This window comes from Arthrobacter sp. NPDC092385 (assembly GCF_044755105.1).
Lineage (GTDB): Bacteria > Actinomycetota > Actinomycetes > Actinomycetales > Micrococcaceae > Arthrobacter_D.
This window is the reverse complement of the sequence record NZ_JBIVQL010000005.1, coordinates 226,154-248,291: the sequence shown is the minus strand read 5'-3', so window position 1 is coordinate 248,291 and position 22,138 is coordinate 226,154. Positions and strand designations below refer to the sequence as shown.

Genomic DNA, 22,138 nt, shown 5'->3' with positions numbered 1-22,138 from the left:
TGCGTCCTACTCGAAATGCGTCTTCGCGGGGCCCTGGCCGAGTGATTGCAGCACGGAGGCCGCCACATCCCGGAGCTTGATGTTCCGCGCACTCGACGCCGCCTTGAGGATGGACATCGCCGTGTCCTGCGAGCACCTGTTCTGTCCCATGATCACACCGACCGCGAGGTCGATGGTGGTGCGGCTCTCCATCGCGGCGCGCATGTCGGCACTCGATTCCGTCAGGCGGGCGATGCGCACGGCGAGCCGGAGCGACGCCGACACCTCCTCGGCGAACCTCTCGGCAGCGTCGATCGCCCCGTCCGCGAAGGCGTCGGTGAGCGGCGAGTAGAAGTTGAGGGCCGCCGTCGCATCACCCTCCAGCGGGATGGGCACTCCCAGTGCGGACTTGATGCCGTGCTCACTGATCGCCCGGCTGTACTCGGGGAAGCGCTCCTCGGAATCGAAGTCGGAGACGTAATGGACCATCCCCAGCCGGGCGGCACGCAGGCATGGCCCGTCGTTGTACTCGTACTGGACCTCGTCCATCTTCTGCGCGTCCGGGCTGTTGCTCGCGACCGTCGTCTTGGTCCGCGCACGGAGGAGCGTCACACCGCACAGGACCTCGTCGTCCGCCGCGGACAACGCGTGACCGGCGATCTTGACCAGCTTCGTCAGGAACTCCTCGACGTCGTCGCTGTCGAGGACCATGTCCTGGAGCATGCCCGAAACCGCCGGGCCCTTGTCTTTCTCGTGTTCAACCAACAGGCAGACCTTTGCGACAACCCACTGCCGGTCACGCGCGATGCTGGGCAGGGAGAAGGTGGGTGGCCGCCTGCTGCTAAACGACCTAGAGAATATTACCCAATCGGAGGAGCTTCCTGCGCGCTTCCCCGTGGCGGAGGGCGAGGGCTTGAGTACGCTGCTGCTCTGTGCAGGGATCGCCGGCAAGGCCGGAACCTGCTCGACGGGTCCCCTCTCCCGCATGCTCCGGTCCGGACCACCACCACGGGAGCGCCGCCGTCAACGTGAGCGGATCCTGACGCACCTCACCGCACGCGTCGAGGAGCGCGGCGCACACTGGGTATACGCAGCAAATGACCCGGACGTGTCCGCGGACTGACGTTGAATACATCGATGTGCTTGCACGGACATGGGGCGGTGGTCAGGGGTCAAGAAGCCGGCTCCTGACCGACTGCTCATGCGGGTGCCGACTCCAGCAGCCCGAGCCGGGCATGCTGGCCCCGGTAGATCGCCGTACGCAGCTCGATCGCGTAGGCCTCGAGGGCCGGCATGCCGAGATCGGCTGCGACGGCGATCTCCGCCTCGACGTCGTACGCGACCCTCACGAACTGGATGCCGAACGGATCCTCGCGCCGGCCCTCGGGCTCCCCTTCCAGGATCACGTAGGACGCCTGCGGTTCGTCCAGCGGGTTGCCCACGCTGCCCACGTTGATCAGCGTCCGGCTCCGATACGTGGAGGCGAAGGCGTCGTGGATGTCGCCGTAGCAGACCACGTCCGGTTGCGGTCCAGGGCCCGTGAGGTCCGTGGCCGCGAACATCCCCTCGAACTCGTCGTCGGTGTGCCGGGCGTGCACGCGGTGGTAGATGCTCTTCGCGGAGGCATGGAACATGCGCACGCGCCGACCACTAAGCGTGATGTCGTGGGACAGCGGGAGGGACTGCAGCCAGCGCCGGTCCTCCGGAGTCAGTTCGTTGTGCCACCACCAGCCGGCGTCGTCGCGCCACTCGGGCGTCTCGCTGGGCAGGAAGTCGTCCCAGTTGCCGCGCACCGTCACGACGCAGTGCAGGCGGCTGAGCCGCACGCACTCGGAGCCTCGCGGTCCCTTCCCTGCGACATCGCCGAGGTTGTAGACCGTGCTGATGCCGCGGCGGCCGAGGTCTTCCAGCACCGCCGCGAAGGCAGTCGCATTCCCGTGGAGGTCGGAGATCACCGCAATGCGTTCCATGCCGTCAGGCTATCGCAGGCCCCTCGGAACCACCCTGCTCGATGATCGGCGGGCCGAGGACGGCCACGGTCGGAGTCCTGACGCAACTGCGAACGGCGCCGCGGTTCCTCTTGCCGCCCGCGCGCGGCCCTTCCTAGCGTTGAGTAGGCGCAGGGTGCGCCGGGCTGATGGAAGGACGGGTGCCACCATGAAGCACTGGATCAGGGATCACGGCCTTCTGCTCGCGAATCTCCTGCTGTTCCTGGTGTCCTTCCTCGGGATGGTGCAGGCCGGCCACGGCCAGCCGGGGGTCAGCATCGCAGGCTACATGGGGACATCCCGCTTCTGGTTCGAGTCGTTCCAGAACTGGCAGAGCGAATTCATGGTCATCGCCGTGATGGTCGGGGCGTCCGTGTACCGGCGCGAACGCGGGAGCGTGGAGTCGAAACCCGTGGCGATGGCTCACAGCGACACCGACACCTGATCTGGCATCCCGGAAGGTGACGTTCTGCCGGGACGAGTAGGGGGCACGCCCCTGTTCTCCTTCAGGCCCGTCGGCTGTCCGGCGTCAGCGCCACCGGGAAGCTGCTCCGGTCCTCGAGGCCCGCCCGTTCCCGGCGCACGCGCACGGCTCGGTGGACGGGTCGCAGCGGGGATGGCCGCAGGTGTCCATGGTGCTGTACGGCGCGCGACAGCAGGCCTCGTGCCCCATCATCGCGAGGTCGTCGAGCAGTTCGTTCACCGCCTGGGTGACGCAGTCACGATCGTCGACAGGCAGGGCCATCAGTCCATGGAGGTAGGCGTCGACCTCGAACTGCCCGATCCCCCCTCCCATGTTGAGGAAGTGGTCCCAGACGAGCAGGACGGAAAGGTCCGCGTGCCTCATCGCGGTATGGGTGTGCACACCTTGCATTCGCAGCTTCCTTCGGGCGGCCCGGACGGGGGCAGGAAGCCTCCAGGAAACCACCGCCCCGCGGCGACAAGGTTCCGTCGGCGGCCGGCTTCCTGACCGCCAACGAGAAGCGCGGCACGAGCCGGGTCCTTGTTCCGTCAATTCTGGCATCCGCCCACCGGTCCACGCAGGGTTTTCTCCTCCGTGTGGACAACTGCACCCATCGTGCAGAATGCAGCCGGTCAGCACCACCGGGCTGTCGTCCTGCGGCTCGTCCGATCTCCGTGCACCTCGTCCGCAGTGGTCGCGGGCGCCTCAGCCGGTCGGCCGCAGGGCGGACAGCACGACGACGACTCCTGCCCCGTACTCCCCGTCCATCCGCGCCTGGAAGGAGCCGTCGTCGTACACCACGGTGACCGTGGCGAAGCCCCTCTCGGCCCCCGCCGTCAGGACGTAGCCGTCATGGCCCGCGACGATATCCTGCTGGATCCGCTCCAGTTCCTGCTCGTCCGTGGTTCCCTGCCTCCCCGCGAGCGGGTCCTCGAACGGCATGGCGTCGTAGAGGGACAGGGGAATCGGCGCGCCCGTCCTCGTGAAATCCCTGCCGTCCCACGTGCCCGTCAGTGCGTAGGCACCCCACGTGACTCCGGAGGCCGTCTCCCACTGGTCGGCCTGTTCCCAGTCCCAGTTCACGATCCCAGGGCCGCTGCACTGCGGCGGGTAGCTCTCCATGACCCCGCCGAGGCAGAACTGCGGCGGTGCCGTCCCCGCCTGCAGCACGGTGCCCTGGCCGATCACCTCGCCGGTCGCGGCGGGAGCACCGGTGGCGAGCGGATCGGCGGACCCGACGACGCCTGGCTCGGGCACCGGCTCACTCCCGGGATCGCCCGGGGTGGCACAGGCACCGAGGACCAGGACCGCGAGGGACACGATGGACGCGAGGGCCAGTGGTTTCAGCGGTGTCATGCCCCCATGGTCTGCTGCCCATCCACCCCTGACCATGGGCCGGCCGGATTCAGCGCCGAACCGTGACCGGGACGGGCACTGTTCGCGGACCCGATGATCCAGCCGGCCAGGACCCGATCGGCACGCGTCAGGAGGAGGAATCAGCCTCGTGTTTCGTGCGGCGGTAGCCGGCGACGGCGGCGCGGACGTCGCCTTCCTCGTGCCCGCCCTTCTTCTTGCTCGACGGCAGCATGTTCAGCAGGGGGTGCACGATGGCCATGACGACGAGGCCCCAGGCAGCGCCCAGGACGGCCGAGCACACGGTGTTCACGAGCCAGGCCAGGAAGGCGCCCACCACGGGGATCCCGGCGAAGGGGTGCTCCAGGACATGGACCAGGTCGTACGGCGCGTGCCAGCCGAGGTCGTATGCCCCCTGCAGCATGATGTGACCGCCGACCCAGAGCATGGCGATGGTCCCGACGAAGGTGATCCCAGCCAGCACCGCCGGCATCCCCTTGACGAGCAACGCGCCGAAGCGCTGGGAACCCGCGGAGTCCTTGGTGGTCAGGTGCAGGCCGATGTCGTCCATCTTCACGATGAGCGCGACGGCACCGTACACGAGGACGGTGATCGCGAGGGCTACGACGATCAGGATGAGCGCCCGCGCCCACAGTGATTCGTCTCCCACTTCGTTCATGGAGATGACCATGATCTCGCAGGAGAGGATGAAGTCGGTGGTGATGGCTCCCTTGGTGACCTTGGCCTCCGCCTCCGGGCCCCGCTCGACCGCCGGGGTCTTCTCGGCCGCGGCGTGGCCCCGGAGCTTGTGCCACACCTTCTCCGCACCCTCGTAGCAGAGGTAGGTGCCGCCCAGCATGAGGATGAATGGGATGACCGCCGGGACGAAGGCGCTGATGAGCAGCAGCGCCGGCAGGATGATCAACAGCTTGTTCCGGAGGGAGCCCCAGAAGATCCTCTTGATCATCGGCAGTTCGCGGGACGGCTCGGCTCCGGAGACGTACTGCGGGGTGACGGCGGCATCGTCGATCACCACGCCCGCGGCCTTGGTCCCCGCCTTGGCGGCCCCGGCAGCGACGTCGTCCACCGAGGCGGCCGCTATGCGGGCCAGGGCTGCGACGTCGTCGAGCAGGGCGACGAGACCACCGCTCACAGTCCGCCGCCCCGCTGCTCGAGGGCGGACCGGTGGTCGCGGGTACGTCGGTCGTGGGTCATGATCGGCATCCTCGGAGTATACGGGGGAGGCAGCCTGTCAAGGGGTGGCAGCACGGGTGGCACCTCCGATCCATCGGCGCAGGAGTCTCGCCAGCACCCGAGTCCCGACGTTATGCTAAGCGTGCTGATGAATGGCGGAACGGGTTATTCCTGGGCCATTCCGTGAACCAACCAAAGGAGATGCCATGAGCACGAAGGTTGAAAAGAGAATCCTCGTCAATGTGCCGCTGAGTGTGGCCTACAACCAGTGGACCCAGTTCGAGGAGTTCCCCCACTTCATGGGCGGGGTCAGGTCCGTCACGCAGCTCGATGACAAGCGCCTGAACTGGGTGGTGGAGATCGGTGGGGTGCGCCGTCAGTGGGATGCCACGATCCTGGAGCAGGTGCCGGACACGAAGGTGTCCTGGGCCGCGACGGAGGGTGCGACGAATGCCGGTTCCGTGTCCTTCGAGGACGTCGGAGGCGGTCAGACCCAGGTGCACCTCGTGCTCGAGTACGAGCCCGAGGGCCTGGTCGAGAAGATCGGCGACAAGCTCAACGTCGTGGAGAACCAGGCCGAAGGTGACCTGGAGCGCTTCAAGGCCTTCATCGAGGACGAGGGCTATGCAACGGGAGCCTGGCGCGGGTCCGTCGAAGGACGCACGACCGGCGGCCAGCCCGGAGTCGAGGCCGCTGCCACCTCGCGCGGAGACAGCGGAAAGGCCGGCGTGTCCGGCAAGGTCGCGGCAGGTGTCGGCCTGGCAGCCGCCGCAGCGGTCGCCGGGGTTGCCGCCGGCAGGAAGAGCCACGAATCCAGTGAGGACATCGCGCCCGACGTCACCATCACCCCCGCCGACGGTGGCGCCCCGGAGGTGTACACCGACGCCGACGAGAGTCTCTCCTCCAGCACCAGGGAAGCGCTCCTGCCGGTCGACGAGACCGGCGCCTCCACCACAGGCACCGGCGCAGGCGAACCGGGCGCGACCACCGACGTCCTGGATGATCCGCTCCTCGACAAGAACCGCACGACCGGCGGGGCTCTCTAGACCGGGCCCCCGAGCGACGCGCTCGCCGGTCCGGGTCGCTGCCGGGTGCCTCGTGGAGGTGCCCCGGTAGCGACCCGACCGCGGAGCGACAGTGCCGGCAGCATCCCGGCCGGGGGACGCGATCGTTGGACAAGCATGTTCCGGCAGGCACCGGCATCGGATCCGCCGTAGGGTCGATGGCATGCGACTGTTGCTGATTCGCCATGGGCAGACTCCGAACAACGTCACGGGGTCACTCGATACCGGCTACCCGGGTGCGGGTCTGACCGCCCTCGGGGAGACTCAGGCGGCAGCCGTCCCGGCAGCGCTGAGACACGAAGAAGTGGCGGCGATCTACGTTTCGCCACTGGTGCGGACACACCTGACCGCAGCCCCGCTCTCGGCAGCGGGCGAGCTCCCGGCCACCGTCGTCACCGGGCTTGAGGAGGTGAGCGCAGGAAACCTGGAAATGCTCAGCGACCCCTCGTCCGTCCAGGCGTACGCCTCATGCCTGAGGGGGTGGATGGAAGGGGACCTCGGCCGGCGGATGCCCGGGGGAACAACCGGTCACGAGTTCATGGAGCGCTACAGCGGTGCCATTCGCGATATCGTGCGGGCCCATGATCCGGAGGACTCCGTAGCGGTGTTCTCCCACGGTGCAGCCATCCGCGTCTTCTCCGCCCTCTCGACGGGCATGCCTCCCATGAAGGTCCGGTCCCTGGCCATCCAGAACACCGGGATGAGCGTGCTGACCGGCGGCACGGGTCGGCCGTGGGCGCTCGAGAGCTGGCACGAGGAGCCCCTGGGCGGCACGGCACTCGAAAGCGCCGCTGCCAGGGACGTCACCGGCAGCGCGCCCCGGATTCCCGACCAGGGGTAGCGCCGCCGCACACCACGTGCTGCTCCGCGACAGGACTCCCGGTCCTATCCCTGAACGGCATCCGACACCACCCGTCCGCCCTCCAGCCTGATCATCCGGTCGGCGACACCGAGGACCACCTGATCGTGGGAGACGCACACCACGGCCGCCCCGCGTGCCTTCTCGGCCACCAGGACCTCGGCGGCGACGGCGCGCGTGTCCGCGTCGAGCCCCGTGGTGGGTTCGTCGAGCAGGACGACGTCGGCACGCCGCGCCAGTCCCTGCGCGAGGAAGACCCGCTGGCGCTGGCCGCCCGAGAGGGCCCGCAGCGGGCGCCCCTCGTAGCCGGCCAGCCCGACGATCCCGATGCACTCGTCGATGGTCCTGCGGTCCGACGCCGTCAGGCGGCGCAGGAGCCCGGCCTCCGCCCAGCGACCCATCGAGACGACGTCGTGAACCGTCAGCGGCAGCCGGTCCGAGACCTCGCTGCGCTGCACCACGAGCGCGGTGCTCACCCCCTGTGGCAGCGTGGCGGTCCCCCTGCGCGGGACCAGCAGTCCCGCGAGGACCGCGAGCAGGGTGGACTTCCCTGAACCGTTCGGTCCGGAGATGGCGGTGACAGCTCCGCGGCGGACGGTGAGGGAGACGCCGCAGAGCGCGTCGACGCCGTCATGATCCAGCCACACCTCGTCGAGCACGAGCGACGCATGCTGGGTGGGCGGTATCCGGGCGGGGCGGAAACGGACGAGCGGCATCCCTCGAAGCTATCATGTTGAGAACGAGTCTCATTTACGTCTAGGGTTGCCCCGTGACCCTGCTCCTCGAACCCTTCGCCGCCGACTTCATGCTGCGCGCCTTCATCGGCGGGTCGCTCTGCGCTGCGATCTGCGCAGTGGTCGGCACCTGGGTGGTGATCCGCGGAATGGCCTTCCTCGGCGAAGCGATGGCCCACGGCATGCTGCCCGGCGTCGCCCTCGCCACACTCGCCGGCGTGCCCGTGATCCTCGGAGCAGCGGGCAGCGCGATCGTCATGAGCCTCGGCGTGAGTCTCCTCGCGCGGCGGGGTCGGCTCTCGCATGACACGAGCATCGGCCTGTTCTTCGTCGGCATGCTCGCCGCAGGGGTGATCATCATCTCCCACTCACGCAGCTTCGCCACGGATGCCACCGCCATCCTCTTCGGGGACGTCCTGGCCCTGGGACCGGGCGGGATCTGGATGCTCGCCGTCGCCCTCCTCGTGACCATCCTCGTCGCGGCCACGTTCCACCGCGCCTTCGTGGCACTCGTCTTCGACCGCCGGGTCGCGGAGGTCATGGGGCTCAAGCCGCGGCTCGCCCAGGTCCTCCTCGTGGGGCTCGTGACCCTCGCCGTCGTCGCCTCCTACCAGGCGGTCGGGGCGTTGCTCGTCATCGGACTGCTCCTGGCGCCGGCCGTCGCGGCCGCACCGTGGACTGCGCGTATACCCGGCATCATGGTGCTCGCCGCCTTCATCGGGATGCTCTCCGTGTTCCTCGGCCTCCTCGCCTCATGGCACCTGGGCTCGGCCGCCGGCGCGTCCATCGCCCTGGCCGGCATCGCCTGCGCAGCCGTCTCGAGCATCACGCGCGGTCTCACACGCCGCCCCCCAGCCACCTTCCTGCGCGGCGGCCCGACGCCCGCTGCGCCATCACAGAAAGCAGTTCGTGCACACGCCTAAGGCCCTGCTCGTCCCCGTGCCAGCCCTCGCCCTCTCCCTCTCCCTCGTCGCCTGCTCTGCGGCGACCCCTGGTGGCAGCCCTCCCGAATCCGCCACCCCGCCGAGCGTCACTCCTACCGGTGACGGCCATGGCGCGATCGCCGGCGCCGCCGAGGTGCCGGAACCACAACTGCACCTGCTGACCCTGGACCCTGAAGGCTCCGTCGACATGCTCGATCTCGCGGACGGGACGCTCGCGCATCTCACCGAGGTGGCCGGGGTCAGTTCGATCGCCACGGACGGCAGGTACGTGTTCACCTCGTCCGCCACCACCGGTTCCGTGACGGTCATCGACAGCGGCGTGTGGACCTGGGACCACGAGGACCACTTCCACTACTACCGCGGCGAACCGAAGGTCGTGGGGACCGTCGAAGGCGAGGGCGAGGCGGTCGTCACGCCCGGAGCATCGGCCACCGGGATCTTCTTCCCCCGGACAGGCAAGGTCACCGTACTGGACCATGACACGCTCGCCACCGGAGAACTGGGTGCCACCACCGTGCCGGCCGTCGAAGCCCACGCAGGGATGGCGGTCCCGTTGTCGCGATCAGTGCTCGTCACGCAGGCTGCGGCCGGCGGGACCGCCGGATCGGTGCAGCCCCGCGATGCCGGCGGTGAATCGGTGGCCGGCGCCACGGCTCCGTGCGCCGGAGCGCAGGGCACCATCACGACGTCGGTGGGTGTGGTCATCGGCTGTGACGACGGCGCCCTGCTCGCCACGGCCGACGGCGACGACGTCGCCTTCGAGCGCATCCCCTACCCGGCAGGCGTGGATGCCCCGAGGGCTACGGAGTTCCGGGCCCGGGAGGGCCGTCCCACCGTCGCCGCGGTCGCCGGCGACCAGGGCGCCTGGCTGCTCGACACCCGCGAGCGCTCCTGGCGGTTCATCGCCACGGACGTCCCGCTGCTGCGGGTGGCTGCAGTCGATGACAGGGAAGGGCACGTGGTCGCGCTCGGCCTGGACGGCCGGGTCCGCGTGCTCTCGGCCGAGACCGGCGGAACCCTGGCAACGACCGAACCGCTGCTCCCCGAGACGCTCGCCGACCCTGCACTCCTGCAAGGCGTCGAACTGATCGCGGATCAGCAGCGCGCCTACCTGAACGCACCCGCTGAACGTCGGCTCCATGAGATCGACTTCGCCGACGGCGCCCGGCTCGCCCGGTCCTTCGACACCGCGACCGTGCCCGCCCTCCTCGCGGAGACGGGACGATGAGCGGGGCTCACCGGACCCTCGCGCTGGTGCTCGCGTCGGCAGTGCTCGCCGGCACCGGGTGCTCCGCGGCTGGTACCGACAAACCGGTCATCGTCGTCACCACCAACATCCTTGGCGATGTCGTGGAGAACGTGGTGGGCGATGAAGCCGAGGTGCGTGTCCTCATGCAGCCCAACGCGGACCCGCACTCCTTCGAGGTCTCCGCGCAGGACGGCGCGATGATGCGGACGGCGGACCTGATCGTCACGAACGGCCTCGGACTCGAGGAAGGCCTGCAGCGGCACGTCGACAGCGCCCGGTCCGCGGACGTCCCTGTGCTCGTGGCGGGCGACCTGATCGAGGCGCTGGACTACGACGACGGCGAATCCGCAGGCACGCCGGATCCGCACTTCTGGACCGACCCGACCCTCGTCATCGACGTGGTCGACGAGGTGGAGGAGCGCACCGCAGCGATCGACGGCGTCGACCCGACGGCCATCGAGGCCTCGGCGGACGCCTACCGGGCCGAGCTGGCCGGGCTGGACGATGCCATGGCCGACGCCTTCGCAGCCATCCCGGCCTCGCGCCGGAACCTCGTCACCAACCACCATGTCTTCGGATACCTCGCCGCCCGCTACGACTTCCGCGTCATCGGGGCCGTCATCCCGGGCGGAACCACGCTCGCCTCGCCCAGCGCCTCGGACCTCCGCGACCTCGTCGCAGCGATCGAGGAGGCGCAGGTGGACACCATCTTCGCCGAGTCGTCCCAGCCCGACCGGCTGGTGCAGGTGCTGGCCGACGGTGCCGACATCGAGGTCGACGTCGTCGAGCTCTTCACCGAATCGCTCACGAACCCCGGTGAAGGTGCTGACACGTACCTCGCCATGATGCGCGCGAACACCGAGCGCATCTCCGCCGGACTCTCGCCCTGAGAATCCAGACACAGAAAGACACCATGACACCGAACAAACGCCCGCTGCCCCGTCGTCGGCGCCTCGCCCTCGCAGCGACCGTCGCCGGTTCCGCCCTGCTCATGACGGCATGCGGATCCTCCCCCGAACCGGCATCGGAGGCCTCCGCCGCACCCGGCACGACCGCATCGGCCGCAGCCGGATCCCCGATCCCCCGCGTCGCCCTGACCTACGACGGCGGCATCGTGGTCCTCGACGGCACCACGCTGGAACCTGAGGGGGACCTCCCGATCGCCGGGTTCACGCGCCTCAATCCTGCCGGGGACGGACGGCATGCGCTCGTCACCGTCCCCGAGGGCTTCCAGGTCCTCGACCTGGGCACCTGGACCGATTCCTCCGGGTCGCAGCAGGCAGAGCCGAAGCTCACCGACCTGATGTTCGAGGCCGACGCCGCAGGACACGTGGTCCAGCACGCCGACAAGACCATCCTCTACGCGGACGGCACGAGCGACACCACCATCTACACGACCGACGACCTCCTCGAGGATCCCGACAAGCTTCCGACGACCGAGACCATCGACGGCGACGAAGCACACCACGGCGTGTCGATCGTCCTCGAGGACGGCACCTTCCTCACCACCGTCGGCAACTCCGAGAGCCGCTCCGGCATCAAGGTCCTCGACGCCGACGGGAACGAGATCGCCACGAGCGACGAGTGCCCCTCCATCCACGGTGAAGGCACCGCCATGAACGAGGTGGTCGTCTTCGGCTGCAGCGACGGCGCACTCGTCTACGACGACGGCCGGATCACCAAGATTCCGGCACCGGACGAGTTCGGCCGCATGGGCAACGCCTACGTCAGCGAGACCAGCTCCATCGTCGCCGGGGACTACAAGTCGGACCCCGACCTCGAGGGCTACCTGCTGCACCAGCTGACCCTGGTCGACACCAAGGCGAAGACCATGAAGGTCGTCGATCTTCCCGAGGGCGTCGAGTACACCTTCCGTGACGTCGCCCGCGGGCCCGACGGCGAGATCCTGATCCTCGCCTCCGACGGTGCCCTGCACTCCATGGACCCCGAGACCGGTGAGATCACCGATTCCCTGCCGGTCATCGACGCCTGGGAAGGTCCGGTCGAGTGGCAGGATCCGCACCCTGCCCTCAAGGTCGTGGGCAGCACCGCCTACATCACCGATCCCGCGTCGAAGAAGCTGCACGCTGTCGACGTCGCCACGGGTGGGATCACCTCATCGGACGAGCTTCCGGGCGTGCCCAACGAGATCGCCGTGGTCGAGGGCTGAACCGGCTGACAGCACGAAGGACCGGCGACGCGCCGGTCCTTCGCGCTGGCCGGCCTACTCCAGTGACAGCAGTTCCTGCATGAGGTTCGTCCTGGCCCGCTCCGTCCAGCCGCCCTGCGCGGCGGCGGTACGGTACAGCGGGCGGAGGCCCAGGAGCCGCTCCAGCACGGCTCGCCGACCGGTCATGAATTCCTCTTCGGGAATATGCGCATACTCCTCCCGGATGGCGAGGGTGTAGCGGCCGTAGTCCTGGGGAGCGCCGGCGAGCACCGAGAGATCGGCGTCGCAGAGGAGCTGCCCGGCCCGGTCCCCGGGCCCCGGATCGTGGGTGACGGTCAGGAGGACGAGGCGCTCGACCTCCTGCACGACGACGGCGTCCGCCTGCCCCGTCAAGCGCTCGACGGCGAGGTCGGCAGAGCTCCGCTCGTCCTCGCCGGCGGCGCCGTCGTAGACGGCGTCATGGAACCATGCGCCGAACAGCACGGCCTTCCGCAGGGGCTCGTCCGCCGGTTCCAGCAGCTGGTCCAGGGCTTCCAGGACCGCCAGCAGGTGCGTCTGCGTGTGGTACCTCCGATGCGGCTCCGCCCAGCGGTCGAGCAGTTCCGCCCCCAGGGCGGGAGCTTCCGGCAGGAGCGACGCCCACCGCGCGGACAGGGCAGCCCGCAGTTTCGGGCCGCGCCGCCGCGCGGGGACGCGGAGACCACTGGCGATCAGCGCCCGGACCAGGTCCGCTCCGCTGACCTCCTCCGCACCCTGGTGCACGAGGTCGCGATAGCGGCGAGCCGGGACATCGTAGTGGTCCTCGTCGAAGGCACGGCGCGGGATCCCCGCAGCCACCGCGAAGGAGTGCAGTTCCTCGAGCGACGACGTCGACACCAGGTGGGAGAAGACGGTTCCGTGTGCGGGCCAGGAGGGTGGATCGATGAGCACGGCCATGACCAGCAGTCTAGGTGCGCTCCGAGCGCAGACCGTAGGAAGCCAGGACATTGCCCTTGCTCGTGGTGGTGACCTCCTGGAGCTCCAGCTTCGTCACCGGATCCGACGGCTCGAAGAGGCGGCGCCCCGCGCCGGCGACGACGGGGTGGACCATCAGGGTCAGCGCATCCAGCAACCCCGCGAACAGGAGCTGGCGCACCAGGGAGATACTCGCGCAGATACCGATGTCCCCTCCGTCGGTCTCCTTGAGCTGCCGGACGAACTCCTCGAGCGGAGCATCCATGAGGGACGCGTTGGTCCAGCCGAGATCGCCCGTGAGGGTGCGCGACGCCACGAACTTCCGGACGGGGTTGATGAAGCTGCCGAAGGGGTCGCCGGCTTCCGCGGAGGGCCAGTACTGCGCCCATTCCTCGTAGCCGTGCCGGCCCAGCAGCACGGTGTCCACCCGGCTGATCATGGCGTTCATGCCGGCGCCGAGTTCGGCGTCGAAGCTGTCGAACTGCCAGAGATGGGGTGATTCGACCACTCCGTCCACGGAGGAGAAGAGTCCTGCTGTGAGTCTGCGCATCGGTGCTCCCGGGTTCGGTCTGGAGTGGTTCTTCCACACAGTAGACGGCGCGGGTGCCGTGGAATCATCTGCACGGCGAAGAAATTCCTGCCGCCCTCCTCCCGCGGTGGCGCAGCCGTCGCTACGCTCGATGCATGCAACCTGCCGCAGCCGCTGCACGAGGGACCACGCCGGGGCCGGAGCGTGAAGCGGAGCCGTTCGAGCAGCTCCTCGAAACCTCACGGCGCGAGCTCACCGGATACTGCTACAGGATGCTCGGTGCGGCCTCGGAGGCAGAGGACGCCGTGCAGGAGACCATGATCAAGGCCTGGTCGCGGCGGGATTCGTTCGCCGGCCAGTCCTCCCTGCGCACCTGGCTGTTCCGGATAGCCCACAACGTCTGCGTGGACATGCTCCGCAGCCCGCAGCGGCGCGCACGCCCCATGGACCTCGGTCCGTCGACCCGCACGTCCGACGCCGTACTCGGAGCCCCGCTCACCGAGAACGTGTTCGTCCAGCCCATTCCCGACGACCGGGTGATCGACACCTCGGGCGACCCCGCGGTGGTCGCCGAAGCGCGCGACACCGTCCGGCTGGCCTTCGTGGCGGCCCTGCAGTACCTGCCGCCACTGCAGCGCAGTGCACTGATCCTGTGCGAGGTCCTGCGGTGGTCCGCCGCCGAGGTGGCCGCCCTGCTCGACGTCACCACTGCATCGATCAACAGCGCGCTCCAGCGCGCCCGCAAGACCATGGCCGGTTTCGAGCCGGCGGCGTCGATTCCCCTCGAGGACCCGGCCCACAAGGACCTGCTCGCCAAATACCTGAGGGCCTTCGAGGCCTACGACATGGACGTGCTCGTCTCGCTCCTGCGGGACGACGTCGTCCTCTCCATGCCGCCCTTCGGCCTCTGGCTCAGCGGCCCCGCCGACGTCCGGGCCTGGTTCGTGGGCGAGGGACGCGTCTGCGAAGGCGGGCGCCTCATTCCACTCGATCTCAACGGCTCGGGTGGGTTCGCCAACTACCATCTCGTGGAGCCGGGGCTGTGGGAGCCGTTCGCCCTCCAGGTCGTCGAGACCGACGGCGGGCGCATCGTCGGGCATCACAACTTCCTGTACCCGGGGATGTTCGAGGAGTTCGGGTTGCCGCTGGTCATCGACGAGCGGGACACGATCCGCAGTGACTGACGCGTATCTGCCCATTCCTTTCACCCGCGATGCATTCTTTGTCCACCGGAACAGCAGCAGGGTGCATTCATCGTGATAAACGGGATAGGGTCGGGAATCGGGGGCTGATCAATTCATTCGATGAGCACAGGAGAATACGGTGGCGCAGCGCGTACAGGTTCAATTGGTCGACGACCTCAGTGGCGAAGAAGCACAGGAGACGGTCCGGTTCGGACTCGACGGCACGAATTACGAGATAGACCTCACCGAGCAGAATGCGGAAGCACTGCGTACGGCCCTCGCCGAGTACGTCGGCAGGGGGCGCAAGGCCGGATCCGGCAGGCAGCCTGCCACGAGCCCGAAAACAGCCTCCTCGCGCTCGAAGCGCGAGGATACGCAGCAGATCCGCCAGTGGGCCCAGGAGAACGGTTTCAATCCGAGTTCCCGGGGCCGCATCACGCAGTCGATCATCGACGCCTACAACGAGAGCCGCTGATCCCCGGGATGTCCTCTCCCGCTCGCAGGGCGTTGCCCCGGGGCCGGTACGCGGGTGAGGGGCTTCCGTGATCACGGTCCACCTCCGCTATGAGATCGACCCCGACAGGGTGGATGATTTCGAGGAATACGGAAGGCGCTGGATACATCTCGTAGGGAAACTCGGCGGCAACCACCACGGATATTTCCTGCCGGGCGAGGGAGACAGCGATATCGCCTATGCGCTCTTCACCTTTCCCTCCCTCGCGGACTACGAGAGGTATCGCCTGGAGGCGCAGACGGACCCGGAATGCATCGAAGCGTACCGATTCGCGCAGGACACCAGGTGCATCCGCCGCTACGAGCGCCGTTTCCTCTCTCCCGTGTTCGGATGAACCGGCCCCGGCATCATTCCGGGGCATCGAGGGCCCACGCCAGCGCGGCGTCGGGCTGTTCGAAGTAGCGGGTCTCGCACATCGCCTGTTCCAGAAAGGCGGCGATGACCTGGTCCACCGGTCCGGCGCCCACAACCCCGATGCGCGAGCTGAGCGATCCTTCCAGGAGGATGGCGCGGGCTTCCGGCGTGATCCCGGCCAGGCCCTGCAGATAGACCACGAGCGGCAGGAGGTAGCCCTCGGACAGTGCACGGACGCCCTCGTAGCAGGCGAGGACATCGACTCGGTCGAGAAGCGATCCCGGCACCCACCACAGCACGAGCACGGCGGCGCGGCGCTCGATGCAGTGCTTACCGGTGCAGCACCGGCGCATCCGGATGGCATGCCCGGGACCGGGACAGGACCGCCCGGGCGCAGGTTCTTCGAGGGCTGACGAACTCAACGGGGCCTCCAGGACGAACGGATGATCCGCTCCCCAGCGACCGAACACCTCAACTCTCACACGGTTCGTCCGGCCTGATCATGATTGCGGACAAAAGCGCGTAGTGGGGCCTGTACAAAACGAGTGGCGGGTGGCATTCTCCCAAGTGATCCGCATCACAGCGGGGCAGCAGATCGCTTCTATGCCACCGGGGGCACCCATGTCAGCAGCAGGAACAACTCTCCTCGCCATCGGCACGAAGAAGGGTCTGTGGCTCGCCTCGAGCACCGACCGCGAGACATGGACGCTGTCCGAGCCGGTGTTCCTGATGGAGGAGATCCCGAGCGTCGGGATCGATACGCGCGGCGGACGGACGCGCCTCTTCGCGGGCCGGATGTCCTGGCACTTCGGACCGTGCATCGCCCATTCCGACGACCTCGGCGAGACCTGGGCGGAGCCGAAGGAGGGCAGCATCAGGTTCGGAGCCGAGGACGGCGCTGCACTGGAACGCATCTGGCAGATCCAGCCGGACGCGGACAGCCGTCCCGGCGTCGTCTGGGCCGGGTGCCAGCCGATCTCGCTGTGGAAGTCGACCGACCACGGCGAGACGTTCGAGCTCAACCGCGGGCTGTGGGACCACCCGCACCGCAGCGAGTGGGGCGCCGGGTTCGGTGGTGCCGCAGCCCACACGGTCCTGCCGAGTCCCGCCGATGACACCGTCCACGTCGCCATGAGCACGGGCGGCGTCTACCGGTCCGACGACGGCGGCGCCTCCTGGCAACCGCGCAACAGCGGCATCAGCGCCTACTTCATGCCCGATCCGGACCCCGAGTTCGGCCAGTGCGTGCACAAGGTCTCCCGTGACGCCGTCGACCCCGACCGCCTGTTCGCCCAGAACCACCACGGCGTCTACACGAGCACGGACCGGGGGGACTCCTGGCAGTCCATCGCCGAGGGTCTTCCTGCGGACTTCGGCTTCGTGATGCTCTCGCACCCGCACCGCAGCGGCACCGCCTGGGTCATCCCGCTCAAGGCGGACGGCGAACGCATCCCACCCGAGGGCCACCTGATGGTGCACAGGACGGACGACGGCGGTGCGACCTGGGAGGCCAGCGATGCCGGCCTGCCACCGGCGGAGTACAACGCCGTGCTGCGGGACGCCGCCTGTGTCGACACGGCCGACGTCCCGGGCGTCTACTTCGGGACGCGCGGCGGATCCGTCTACGCGAGCGCGGACGAGGGCCGCTCCTTCCGCGAAGTTGCGAGCCACCTGCCGGACGTGCTCTCGGTGCGCGCCGCCGTCGTACCCTCCTGAACGGAGGACGCGATGCCCACGAGCGCTCCGGTGACGGTCCTGATCCCCACGCTGCTCCGGCCCTACCTCGACGGGCGGAGCGAAATCAGCGTGAGCGTGGCGGGCCACGGCGACGTGTCGGCGCTGCTGGACGGGCTGGGCGAGGGGCGCCCCCTCCTCGATCAGCGGATCCGGGAGGAGACCGGAGCGCTGAGGCGGTACGTGAACATCTATGTCGACGGTGAGGACGTGCGCCGGCTGGACGGGCTCGGCACGGCCGTCCCGGCGGGCTCGACCGTCATGATCATCCAGTCCGTCGCGGGGGGCTAGGGCCGGGACGGGGCGTAACACAGAGTTAACGGCACCCGCAGGATGCTGAAACCTGCCGCTGCCTACCATTGCTCAGCGCGGTGTGCCATCCCCGTTCCGCACCCACCCCCAGTGCGATCCCGGGCTCAGTCCCCTCCGGCACGTGCAAGCGCTATCACGGAAATGGACTTCCCATGGATTCTGGAAATGTCGCTTGGATTCTCGCCAGCGCCGCGCTCGTCTGCCTGATGATCCCGGCACTGGCCCTGTTCTACGGAGGAATGGTCGGCTCCCGCCGCATCCTCAACATGATGATGATGTGCTTCGGCGGGGCGAGCCTCGTCGCGGTGCTGTGGGCGCTGTTCGGCTACTCGATGGCCTTCGGCAACTCGGTGGGCGGCCTCGGACTGATCGGTGACGTGGCCGAATATGCCGGCATGGGTCAGCTGCTCGCGGAGGACCCGGCCGCTTCCATCCCGCCCATCCTGTTCGCTGCCTTCCAGCTCTTCTTCGCCTGCGTCACCACGGCGTTGGTGGCGGGCGCGGCGGCGGGACGCATGAAGTTCGGCGCATGGATGATCTTCGCCGGTGTCTGGGCAACCCTGGTGTACTTCCCCATCGCGCACTGGGTGTTCGCGTTCAGTTCGGAGGACGGTTCGGTGGTCGGCGGATGGATAGCCAACAACCTGGGCGCCATCGACTTCGCCGGAGGCCTCGCAGTGCACATGAATGCGGGCATCGCGGCCCTGGCCCTGTCCCTCGTCCTCGGACGCAGCCATGGCTGGCCGAAGGTCGAGCACGCCAAACCGCACAGCCGCCCCCTCGTCCTCGTGGGTGCAGGTCTCCTGTGGGTCGGCTGGTTCGGGTTCAACTCCGGGTCGGCGCTCTCCGCAGGGCAGTCCGCCTCGGTGGTCTTCCTGAACACAGCCGTGGCGGCGTCGGCCGGGCTGCTCGCCTGGGCACTCGTCGAGCGGATCCGCAACGGCGCCGCCACCAGCATGGGAGCTGCGTCGGGCCTCATCTCGGCGCTCGTCGCCATCACCCCCGCCTGTGGAGCCGTCAGCCCCATGGGTGCGCTGGCCATCGGCGCGATCGCCGGAGCCGTCTGCTCCCTCGCGATCGAACTCAAGTTCCGGCTGGGCTTCGACGACTCGCTCGACGTCGTGGGCGTGCACCTGATCGGCGGCATCCTGGGCACGCTGCTGATCGGCTTCTTCGCCACCGAGGACGCACCGAACGGCGTCTCCGGCCTCTTCTACGGCGGCGGCTTCGAGCTGCTCGGCGTCCAGACGCTCGCGACCGCGGCGGTGCTCGTGTACTCCTTCGTGGTCACCTGGGTCATCGCACAGGTCATCCAGCGGACCGTCGGCCTCCGGATCGAGCAGGAGGACGAGCTGCGGGGCATCGACATCGCCGCGCACTCCGAGTTCGCCTACCTGACCGACGAGGACCCGGTGGATCTCGGCGCCCCCCGCGCACAGTCCTTGTAAAGATTGTTCAACAATCTGTAGACTCCCGTAGCAGGCGTGACGCCCGTCTCGCCTGACGTTCCAGGACGACGGGGATCGCATGGCAGCCAGGGCAGGAAAGAAGAGGGCACCACTGGCAGGGCGTCCCGAACGGGGCGCCCTGCTCGGCGCCATGTTCCTGATGGCCACCAGTGCGGTGGGCCCGGGGTTCATCACCCAGACCACGTCGTTCACCGTGACCCTCGGCGCCGCCTTCGCCTTCGCGATCCTCGTATCCATCCTGGTGGACATCGCCGTGCAGCTGAACGTCTGGCGCGTCATCGGGGTCACGGGCCGCCGGGCGCAGGAGCTCGGCAACCTCGTGCTGCCGGGCGTCGGCTGGGTCCTGGCCGGCCTGATCTTCCTCGGCGGCATGGTCTTCAACATCGGCAACACCGCCGGTGCCGGGCTCGGCGTGAACGCGATGCTCGGTGTCGACGCGAAGATCGGTGGCGTGGTCTCGGCAGTCGTCGCGATCGCCGTCTTCCTGATCAAGCGGGCCGGCGCCGCACTCGACCGCATCGTCGTCGTCCTCGGTGCCGTCATGATCCTCCTGACCGGCTACGTGGCGATCGTGTCGCAGCCACCGGTCGGGCTCGCGCTTCGGAACGCCGTCATCCCCGAGCAGGTCGATTTCCTGGTGATCACCACCCTGATCGGTGGCACGATCGGCGGGTACATCACCTACGCGGGTGCCCACCGCATGCTCGACTCCGGGGTTGTCGGCCCCGACAACGTCCGGCAGATCACGCGGAGTTCCATCCTCGGCATCATCGTCACCGGCATCATCCGCGTGCTGCTCTTCCTCGCGGTGCTGGGCGTCGTCGCCGGCGGCGCGGAACTCGCGAGCCAGAACCAGGCAGCCGAGGCGTTCCGGATAGCAGCAGGCGAAGTGGGCCTGCGACTCTTCGGCATCATCCTGTGGGCGGCGTCCATCACCTCCGTCATCGGAGCGGCCTACACCTCGATCTCGTTCATCACCTCGTCGGCGACCGCCCCGCGGCGGCGCAACATCTACACGTGCCTGTTCATCGCGGTCTCGGCCCTCATCTACCTGCTCGTGGGCCAGGCACCGACCACGCTGCTCATCGCGGCCGGCGCCGTCAACGGCCTCATCCTCCCGGTCGGATTCGCGGTGATCCTGTGGGTGGCCTGGCGACGCCGGGATCTCCTCGGCGGCTACGTCTACCCGGTGTGGCTCCTGGTGGCGGGCCTCGTCGCCTGGCTGCTGACGCTCTTCCTCGGATACCAGTCGCTCAGCGGCCTGGGGAAGCTGTGGGCGTGAACCGAGCCATCGGCTCGGGTGCCGCCGTCGTCGTCATGAGGGCCGGCCACGACCACCGGCTCAGGGACGGGCACTAGAGCCGTAGGGCGCTCAACTGTGCGAGGGCATCGTCCGGTCCCACCGCCGTGATGCCGTGGACCCGCGCCCAGGACGCCAATTCCTCCGTGATCGCCTGCGACACCCCCGACCAGCGTGCGTACGGCAGCACGTAGATGTAGTCGACATCCGCACGTGTGGCGTCGAGAAGCCGGAGGCCCCCGCAGCCGACCGGCTGTCCCGTCGCCAGTTCGTAGGCGATCAGGAAGACGGCGATGCCCGCCCCGTCGTCGGCCGTCGCCGTGAGGGACGCAGGCGACTGCCCCCGGTCGCTCTCCGCGCGGAGCGCCTCACGCAATCCCGTGGCCACGGGATTGGTCCAGGGGACCTGTCGAACCCTCAGCGTCTGCATGGCAGCCTCCTGTGGAAGTAGTGTGCTTCCCAACGCTACGGACGGGCGGTTTCGGCCGCATTTCCGTCCGCGAAACTTCGCGTGCACTCCTTCCACGCGTGCGTCTCCCCGTCCGCGGCCGGACCGCCCCGGACTGATCCCCGGCTACCGGTCTGCGTCAAGGGCACGCCCCGCACCCACGGCACCCGCTTCCTTTGATTCAATTCGAAGGGTGGGGATGAAACGACAGGACGCAGCACCTGCAGGTGGATCTGATGGATGACCTCGACGGTGCGGAAGCTCGGGAGACCGTCCGGTTCGGTCTGGACGGCATCGAGTACGCCATCGACCTCACCGGGGACAATGCGGCGACGCTCCGCGCCATCCTCTCCGGCTACGCGGCCAAGGGCCGGCGGGTTGCCACGGGGCGCGGCCGGAAGACGCCGCGGCCGGCCGATCGGGCCCCTGACGACGAGATCCCGAGGATCCGCCGGTGGGCGAAGGAGAACGGGTACAACCCGAGCATGCGGGGCCGGCTCACCCAGTCGATCATCGACGCCTACAGGCAGCGGCGCCGGTAGGCGGTCGGCACGACGCCGACAGGCGACGTCGGATCGGTACCGCCGGCGGGCACGGTCCTGTCGGCGCCGGTCCTGTCGGCGCCGTCGTCAGGACTCCCGGCTGCGGATGGCTGCCAGCAGCTGCGCCTCGGCGCGGTCGAGGTACGACCTCATCTCCTCCGCGGCGTCCTCCGCCTTCCCGTCCCGCAGCAGTGCGGTGACAGCCGCATTGGCGTCGACATAGGGGGCGTGAAAAGCGGGATCGTCGCCCATGCCATGGAACACGAGGCGCATCTCGGCGAGGACCTCGGACATCATCGCATCGAAACGGGCACTGCCGGCCCGCGCGACGACCCCCTGGTGGAAGTCCTGATTGGCGCCGGCCATGGCTGCCACGTCTCCCGCTTCGCGTGCCATGCGGGCGCGGTCGACGACGTCGTCCAGCAGGGCATCGAAGCCGGCCGGCACGGATCCACCACCCCAGCGGAGCGCTGCGGGCTCCAGGTACCGGCGCACGCGGTAGATCTCACGCACGTCGTCGGCGGAGGGCCGGGCGACGAAGACACCGCGGTTGGGCACCCGCGTGACGATGTTCTCGGCAGCCAGGATTCCGAAAGCCTCACGCAGTGTGTTGCGGGACACCCCGAGCGCCCCGCCGAGCGCTTCCTCGAGCAGCTTGGTACCCGGCGGGAGGTCCCCTGCGGAGATGCGCGACCTCAAGGCCGCCGCGGCCCACTGCCCGGAGTGCGCGTGGCGGGCCCCACCCGAGAGCGACCGCAGTGCCGCGAGGGCGTCGTCGAACGTCATCCCATCACCCTACTG

The 22,138-nt window shown here is 68.7% G+C and carries 26 protein-coding genes; 15 read left to right on the top strand and 11 right to left on the bottom strand.

Translation table 11 applies throughout. The annotated features are described in order from the left end of the window. Nucleotides 1-6: 6 nt before the first annotated feature. On the bottom strand, nucleotides 7-744 hold the full coding sequence (locus ACIQCY_RS08905; RefSeq protein ID WP_400483533.1) for an ANTAR domain-containing protein: 738 nt from the start codon (nucleotides 742-744) through the stop codon (nucleotides 7-9). A 434-nt stretch (nucleotides 745-1,178) separates the two neighbouring features. Further along, on the bottom strand, nucleotides 1,179-1,949 hold the full coding sequence (locus tag ACIQCY_RS08900; RefSeq protein ID WP_400483532.1) for a metallophosphoesterase family protein: 771 nt from the start codon (nucleotides 1,947-1,949) through the stop codon (nucleotides 1,179-1,181). 187 nt (nucleotides 1,950-2,136) lie between these two features. Between ACIQCY_RS08900 and ACIQCY_RS08895 the strand changes: the two genes are divergently transcribed. Beyond that, complete coding sequence (locus tag ACIQCY_RS08895) at nucleotides 2,137-2,412, top strand: DUF6766 family protein (RefSeq protein ID WP_400483531.1); 276 nt, start codon at nucleotides 2,137-2,139, stop codon at nucleotides 2,410-2,412. A gap of 84 nt (nucleotides 2,413-2,496) precedes the next feature. On the opposite strand, the gene ACIQCY_RS08890 is transcribed toward ACIQCY_RS08895, so the two are convergent. The 3 genes from ACIQCY_RS08890 to ACIQCY_RS08880 all read right to left on the bottom strand — a co-directional run bounded on the left by ACIQCY_RS08890 (nucleotide 2,497) and on the right by ACIQCY_RS08880 (nucleotide 4,936). Then, nucleotides 2,497-2,841, bottom strand: coding sequence for a hypothetical protein (locus ACIQCY_RS08890; RefSeq protein ID WP_400483530.1), 345 nt, complete (start codon nucleotides 2,839-2,841; stop codon nucleotides 2,497-2,499). 294 nt (nucleotides 2,842-3,135) lie between these two features. After that, a complete protein-coding gene (locus tag ACIQCY_RS08885) occupies nucleotides 3,136-3,786 on the bottom strand; it encodes a hypothetical protein (protein ID WP_400483529.1) in 651 nt (216 codons plus the stop codon). A gap of 127 nt (nucleotides 3,787-3,913) precedes the next feature. Continuing rightward, on the bottom strand, nucleotides 3,914-4,936 hold the full coding sequence (locus ACIQCY_RS08880; RefSeq protein WP_400483528.1) for a DUF808 domain-containing protein: 1,023 nt from the start codon (nucleotides 4,934-4,936) through the stop codon (nucleotides 3,914-3,916). Between the two features lie 247 nt (nucleotides 4,937-5,183). On the opposite strand from ACIQCY_RS08880, the gene ACIQCY_RS08875 reads away from it, so the two are divergent. Continuing rightward, nucleotides 5,184-6,023: an SRPBCC family protein gene (locus ACIQCY_RS08875; RefSeq protein ID WP_400483527.1), complete on the top strand. Its 840-nt coding sequence runs from the start codon at nucleotides 5,184-5,186 to the stop codon at nucleotides 6,021-6,023. A 181-nt stretch (nucleotides 6,024-6,204) separates the two neighbouring features. Then, complete coding sequence (locus ACIQCY_RS08870; protein ID WP_400483526.1) at nucleotides 6,205-6,882, top strand: histidine phosphatase family protein; 678 nt, start codon at nucleotides 6,205-6,207, stop codon at nucleotides 6,880-6,882. 44 nt (nucleotides 6,883-6,926) lie between these two features. Here ACIQCY_RS08870 and aztA read toward each other — a convergent pair whose 3' ends face one another. Next, the gene (gene aztA / locus ACIQCY_RS08865) at nucleotides 6,927-7,616 is read right to left on the bottom strand and encodes a zinc ABC transporter ATP-binding protein AztA (RefSeq protein ID WP_400483525.1); all 690 of its coding nucleotides are present in this window, start codon (nucleotides 7,614-7,616) and stop codon (nucleotides 6,927-6,929) included. Nucleotides 7,617-7,669: 53 nt separating this feature from the next. Here aztA and aztB point away from each other — a divergent pair, with 53 nt between their 5' ends. From aztB to aztD, 4 genes are read left to right on the top strand one after another with little or no spacing between them, the layout of a single operon-like run. Further along, a complete protein-coding gene (gene aztB / locus ACIQCY_RS08860; protein ID WP_400483524.1) occupies nucleotides 7,670-8,557 on the top strand; it encodes a zinc ABC transporter permease AztB in 888 nt (295 codons plus the stop codon). Continuing rightward, entirely contained in the window at nucleotides 8,544-9,806 is a 1,263-nt protein-coding gene (locus ACIQCY_RS08855) for an ABC transporter (RefSeq protein WP_400483523.1), read from the top strand. Before aztB ends, ACIQCY_RS08855 begins: the two co-directional genes overlap by 14 nt. Beyond that, nucleotides 9,803-10,717 carry a zinc ABC transporter substrate-binding protein AztC gene (gene aztC / locus ACIQCY_RS08850; RefSeq protein WP_400483522.1) on the top strand — a complete coding sequence of 305 codons (915 nt, stop codon included), beginning with the start codon at nucleotides 9,803-9,805 and terminating at the stop codon, nucleotides 10,715-10,717. Before ACIQCY_RS08855 ends, aztC begins: the two co-directional genes overlap by 4 nt. A gap of 23 nt (nucleotides 10,718-10,740) precedes the next feature. Continuing rightward, nucleotides 10,741-11,997 carry a zinc metallochaperone AztD gene (gene aztD / locus ACIQCY_RS08845; RefSeq protein WP_400483521.1) on the top strand — a complete coding sequence of 419 codons (1,257 nt, stop codon included), beginning with the start codon at nucleotides 10,741-10,743 and terminating at the stop codon, nucleotides 11,995-11,997. A gap of 54 nt (nucleotides 11,998-12,051) precedes the next feature. Here aztD and ACIQCY_RS08840 read toward each other — a convergent pair whose 3' ends face one another. Then, the gene (locus tag ACIQCY_RS08840) at nucleotides 12,052-12,933 is read right to left on the bottom strand and encodes a DUF4031 domain-containing protein (protein ID WP_400483520.1); all 882 of its coding nucleotides are present in this window, start codon (nucleotides 12,931-12,933) and stop codon (nucleotides 12,052-12,054) included. A gap of 10 nt (nucleotides 12,934-12,943) precedes the next feature. Then, complete coding sequence (locus ACIQCY_RS08835) at nucleotides 12,944-13,501, bottom strand: dihydrofolate reductase family protein (RefSeq protein WP_400483519.1); 558 nt, start codon at nucleotides 13,499-13,501, stop codon at nucleotides 12,944-12,946. Nucleotides 13,502-13,635: 134 nt separating this feature from the next. Between ACIQCY_RS08835 and ACIQCY_RS08830 the strand changes: the two genes are divergently transcribed. From ACIQCY_RS08830 to ACIQCY_RS08820, 3 genes are all read left to right on the top strand, one after another. Then, nucleotides 13,636-14,664 (top strand): sigma-70 family RNA polymerase sigma factor, encoded by a 1,029-nt coding sequence (locus ACIQCY_RS08830; RefSeq protein WP_400483518.1) that lies wholly within the window; start codon nucleotides 13,636-13,638, stop codon nucleotides 14,662-14,664. A gap of 139 nt (nucleotides 14,665-14,803) precedes the next feature. After that, on the top strand, nucleotides 14,804-15,139 hold the full coding sequence (locus ACIQCY_RS08825; protein ID WP_400483517.1) for an Lsr2 family protein: 336 nt from the start codon (nucleotides 14,804-14,806) through the stop codon (nucleotides 15,137-15,139). 67 nt (nucleotides 15,140-15,206) lie between these two features. Next, complete coding sequence (locus ACIQCY_RS08820; RefSeq protein WP_400483516.1) at nucleotides 15,207-15,512, top strand: NIPSNAP family protein; 306 nt, start codon at nucleotides 15,207-15,209, stop codon at nucleotides 15,510-15,512. Between the two features lie 13 nt (nucleotides 15,513-15,525). On the opposite strand, the gene ACIQCY_RS08815 is transcribed toward ACIQCY_RS08820, so the two are convergent. Beyond that, nucleotides 15,526-15,954 carry a hypothetical protein gene (locus ACIQCY_RS08815; protein ID WP_400483515.1) on the bottom strand — a complete coding sequence of 143 codons (429 nt, stop codon included), beginning with the start codon at nucleotides 15,952-15,954 and terminating at the stop codon, nucleotides 15,526-15,528. A 199-nt stretch (nucleotides 15,955-16,153) separates the two neighbouring features. On the opposite strand from ACIQCY_RS08815, the gene ACIQCY_RS08810 reads away from it, so the two are divergent. The 4 genes from ACIQCY_RS08810 to ACIQCY_RS08795 all read left to right on the top strand — a co-directional run bounded on the left by ACIQCY_RS08810 (nucleotide 16,154) and on the right by ACIQCY_RS08795 (nucleotide 20,329). Continuing rightward, entirely contained in the window at nucleotides 16,154-17,248 is a 1,095-nt protein-coding gene (locus ACIQCY_RS08810) for a WD40/YVTN/BNR-like repeat-containing protein (RefSeq protein WP_400483514.1), read from the top strand. Between the two features lie 12 nt (nucleotides 17,249-17,260). Continuing rightward, a complete protein-coding gene (locus ACIQCY_RS08805; protein WP_400483513.1) occupies nucleotides 17,261-17,557 on the top strand; it encodes a MoaD/ThiS family protein in 297 nt (98 codons plus the stop codon). Nucleotides 17,558-17,730: 173 nt separating this feature from the next. Then, complete coding sequence (locus ACIQCY_RS08800) at nucleotides 17,731-19,026, top strand: ammonium transporter (RefSeq protein WP_400483512.1); 1,296 nt, start codon at nucleotides 17,731-17,733, stop codon at nucleotides 19,024-19,026. A gap of 79 nt (nucleotides 19,027-19,105) precedes the next feature. After that, the gene (locus tag ACIQCY_RS08795) at nucleotides 19,106-20,329 is read left to right on the top strand and encodes an NRAMP family divalent metal transporter (protein WP_400483511.1); all 1,224 of its coding nucleotides are present in this window, start codon (nucleotides 19,106-19,108) and stop codon (nucleotides 20,327-20,329) included. 73 nt (nucleotides 20,330-20,402) lie between these two features. Here ACIQCY_RS08795 and ACIQCY_RS08790 read toward each other — a convergent pair whose 3' ends face one another. Then, nucleotides 20,403-20,777 (bottom strand): GNAT family N-acetyltransferase, encoded by a 375-nt coding sequence (locus ACIQCY_RS08790; RefSeq protein WP_400483510.1) that lies wholly within the window; start codon nucleotides 20,775-20,777, stop codon nucleotides 20,403-20,405. Between the two features lie 245 nt (nucleotides 20,778-21,022). On the opposite strand from ACIQCY_RS08790, the gene ACIQCY_RS08785 reads away from it, so the two are divergent. After that, nucleotides 21,023-21,337 (top strand): Lsr2 family protein, encoded by a 315-nt coding sequence (locus ACIQCY_RS08785; protein WP_400483509.1) that lies wholly within the window; start codon nucleotides 21,023-21,025, stop codon nucleotides 21,335-21,337. A gap of 87 nt (nucleotides 21,338-21,424) precedes the next feature. On the opposite strand, the gene ACIQCY_RS08780 is transcribed toward ACIQCY_RS08785, so the two are convergent. Further along, nucleotides 21,425-22,123: a GntR family transcriptional regulator gene (locus tag ACIQCY_RS08780; protein WP_400483508.1), complete on the bottom strand. Its 699-nt coding sequence runs from the start codon at nucleotides 22,121-22,123 to the stop codon at nucleotides 21,425-21,427. Between the last annotated feature and the right edge of the window lie 15 nt (nucleotides 22,124-22,138).

Bases quoted from the DNA above. Each gene is read 5' to 3' on its own strand.
- ACIQCY_RS08885 (WP_400483529.1), bottom strand. From the start codon at position 3,786: ATGACACCGCTGAAACCACTGGCCCTCGCGTCCATCGTGTCCCTCGCG.
- ACIQCY_RS08810 (WP_400483514.1), top strand. From the start codon at position 16,154: ATGTCAGCAGCAGGAACAACTCTCCTCGCCATCGGCACGAAGAAGGGT.
- aztC (WP_400483522.1), top strand. From the start codon at position 9,803: ATGAGCGGGGCTCACCGGACCCTCGCGCTGGTGCTCGCGTCGGCAGTG.
- ACIQCY_RS08890 (WP_400483530.1), bottom strand. From the start codon at position 2,841: ATGCAAGGTGTGCACACCCATACCGCGATGAGGCACGCGGACCTTTCC.
- ACIQCY_RS08790 (WP_400483510.1), bottom strand. From the start codon at position 20,777: ATGCAGACGCTGAGGGTTCGACAGGTCCCCTGGACCAATCCCGTGGCC.
- ACIQCY_RS08900 (WP_400483532.1), bottom strand. From the start codon at position 1,949: ATGGAACGCATTGCGGTGATCTCCGACCTCCACGGGAATGCGACTGCC.
- ACIQCY_RS08830 (WP_400483518.1), top strand. From the start codon at position 13,636: ATGCAACCTGCCGCAGCCGCTGCACGAGGGACCACGCCGGGGCCGGAG.
- ACIQCY_RS08840 (WP_400483520.1), bottom strand. From the start codon at position 12,933: ATGGCCGTGCTCATCGATCCACCCTCCTGGCCCGCACACGGAACCGTC.
- ACIQCY_RS08875 (WP_400483527.1), top strand. From the start codon at position 5,184: ATGAGCACGAAGGTTGAAAAGAGAATCCTCGTCAATGTGCCGCTGAGT.
- ACIQCY_RS08835 (WP_400483519.1), bottom strand. From the start codon at position 13,501: ATGCGCAGACTCACAGCAGGACTCTTCTCCTCCGTGGACGGAGTGGTC.
- ACIQCY_RS08805 (WP_400483513.1), top strand. From the start codon at position 17,261: ATGCCCACGAGCGCTCCGGTGACGGTCCTGATCCCCACGCTGCTCCGG.
- aztA (WP_400483525.1), bottom strand. From the start codon at position 7,616: ATGCCGCTCGTCCGTTTCCGCCCCGCCCGGATACCGCCCACCCAGCAT.
- ACIQCY_RS08795 (WP_400483511.1), top strand. From the start codon at position 19,106: ATGGCAGCCAGGGCAGGAAAGAAGAGGGCACCACTGGCAGGGCGTCCC.
- aztD (WP_400483521.1), top strand. From the start codon at position 10,741: ATGACACCGAACAAACGCCCGCTGCCCCGTCGTCGGCGCCTCGCCCTC.
- ACIQCY_RS08895 (WP_400483531.1), top strand. From the start codon at position 2,137: ATGAAGCACTGGATCAGGGATCACGGCCTTCTGCTCGCGAATCTCCTG.
- ACIQCY_RS08800 (WP_400483512.1), top strand. From the start codon at position 17,731: ATGGATTCTGGAAATGTCGCTTGGATTCTCGCCAGCGCCGCGCTCGTC.
- ACIQCY_RS08780 (WP_400483508.1), bottom strand. From the start codon at position 22,123: ATGACGTTCGACGACGCCCTCGCGGCACTGCGGTCGCTCTCGGGTGGG.
- ACIQCY_RS08870 (WP_400483526.1), top strand. From the start codon at position 6,205: ATGCGACTGTTGCTGATTCGCCATGGGCAGACTCCGAACAACGTCACG.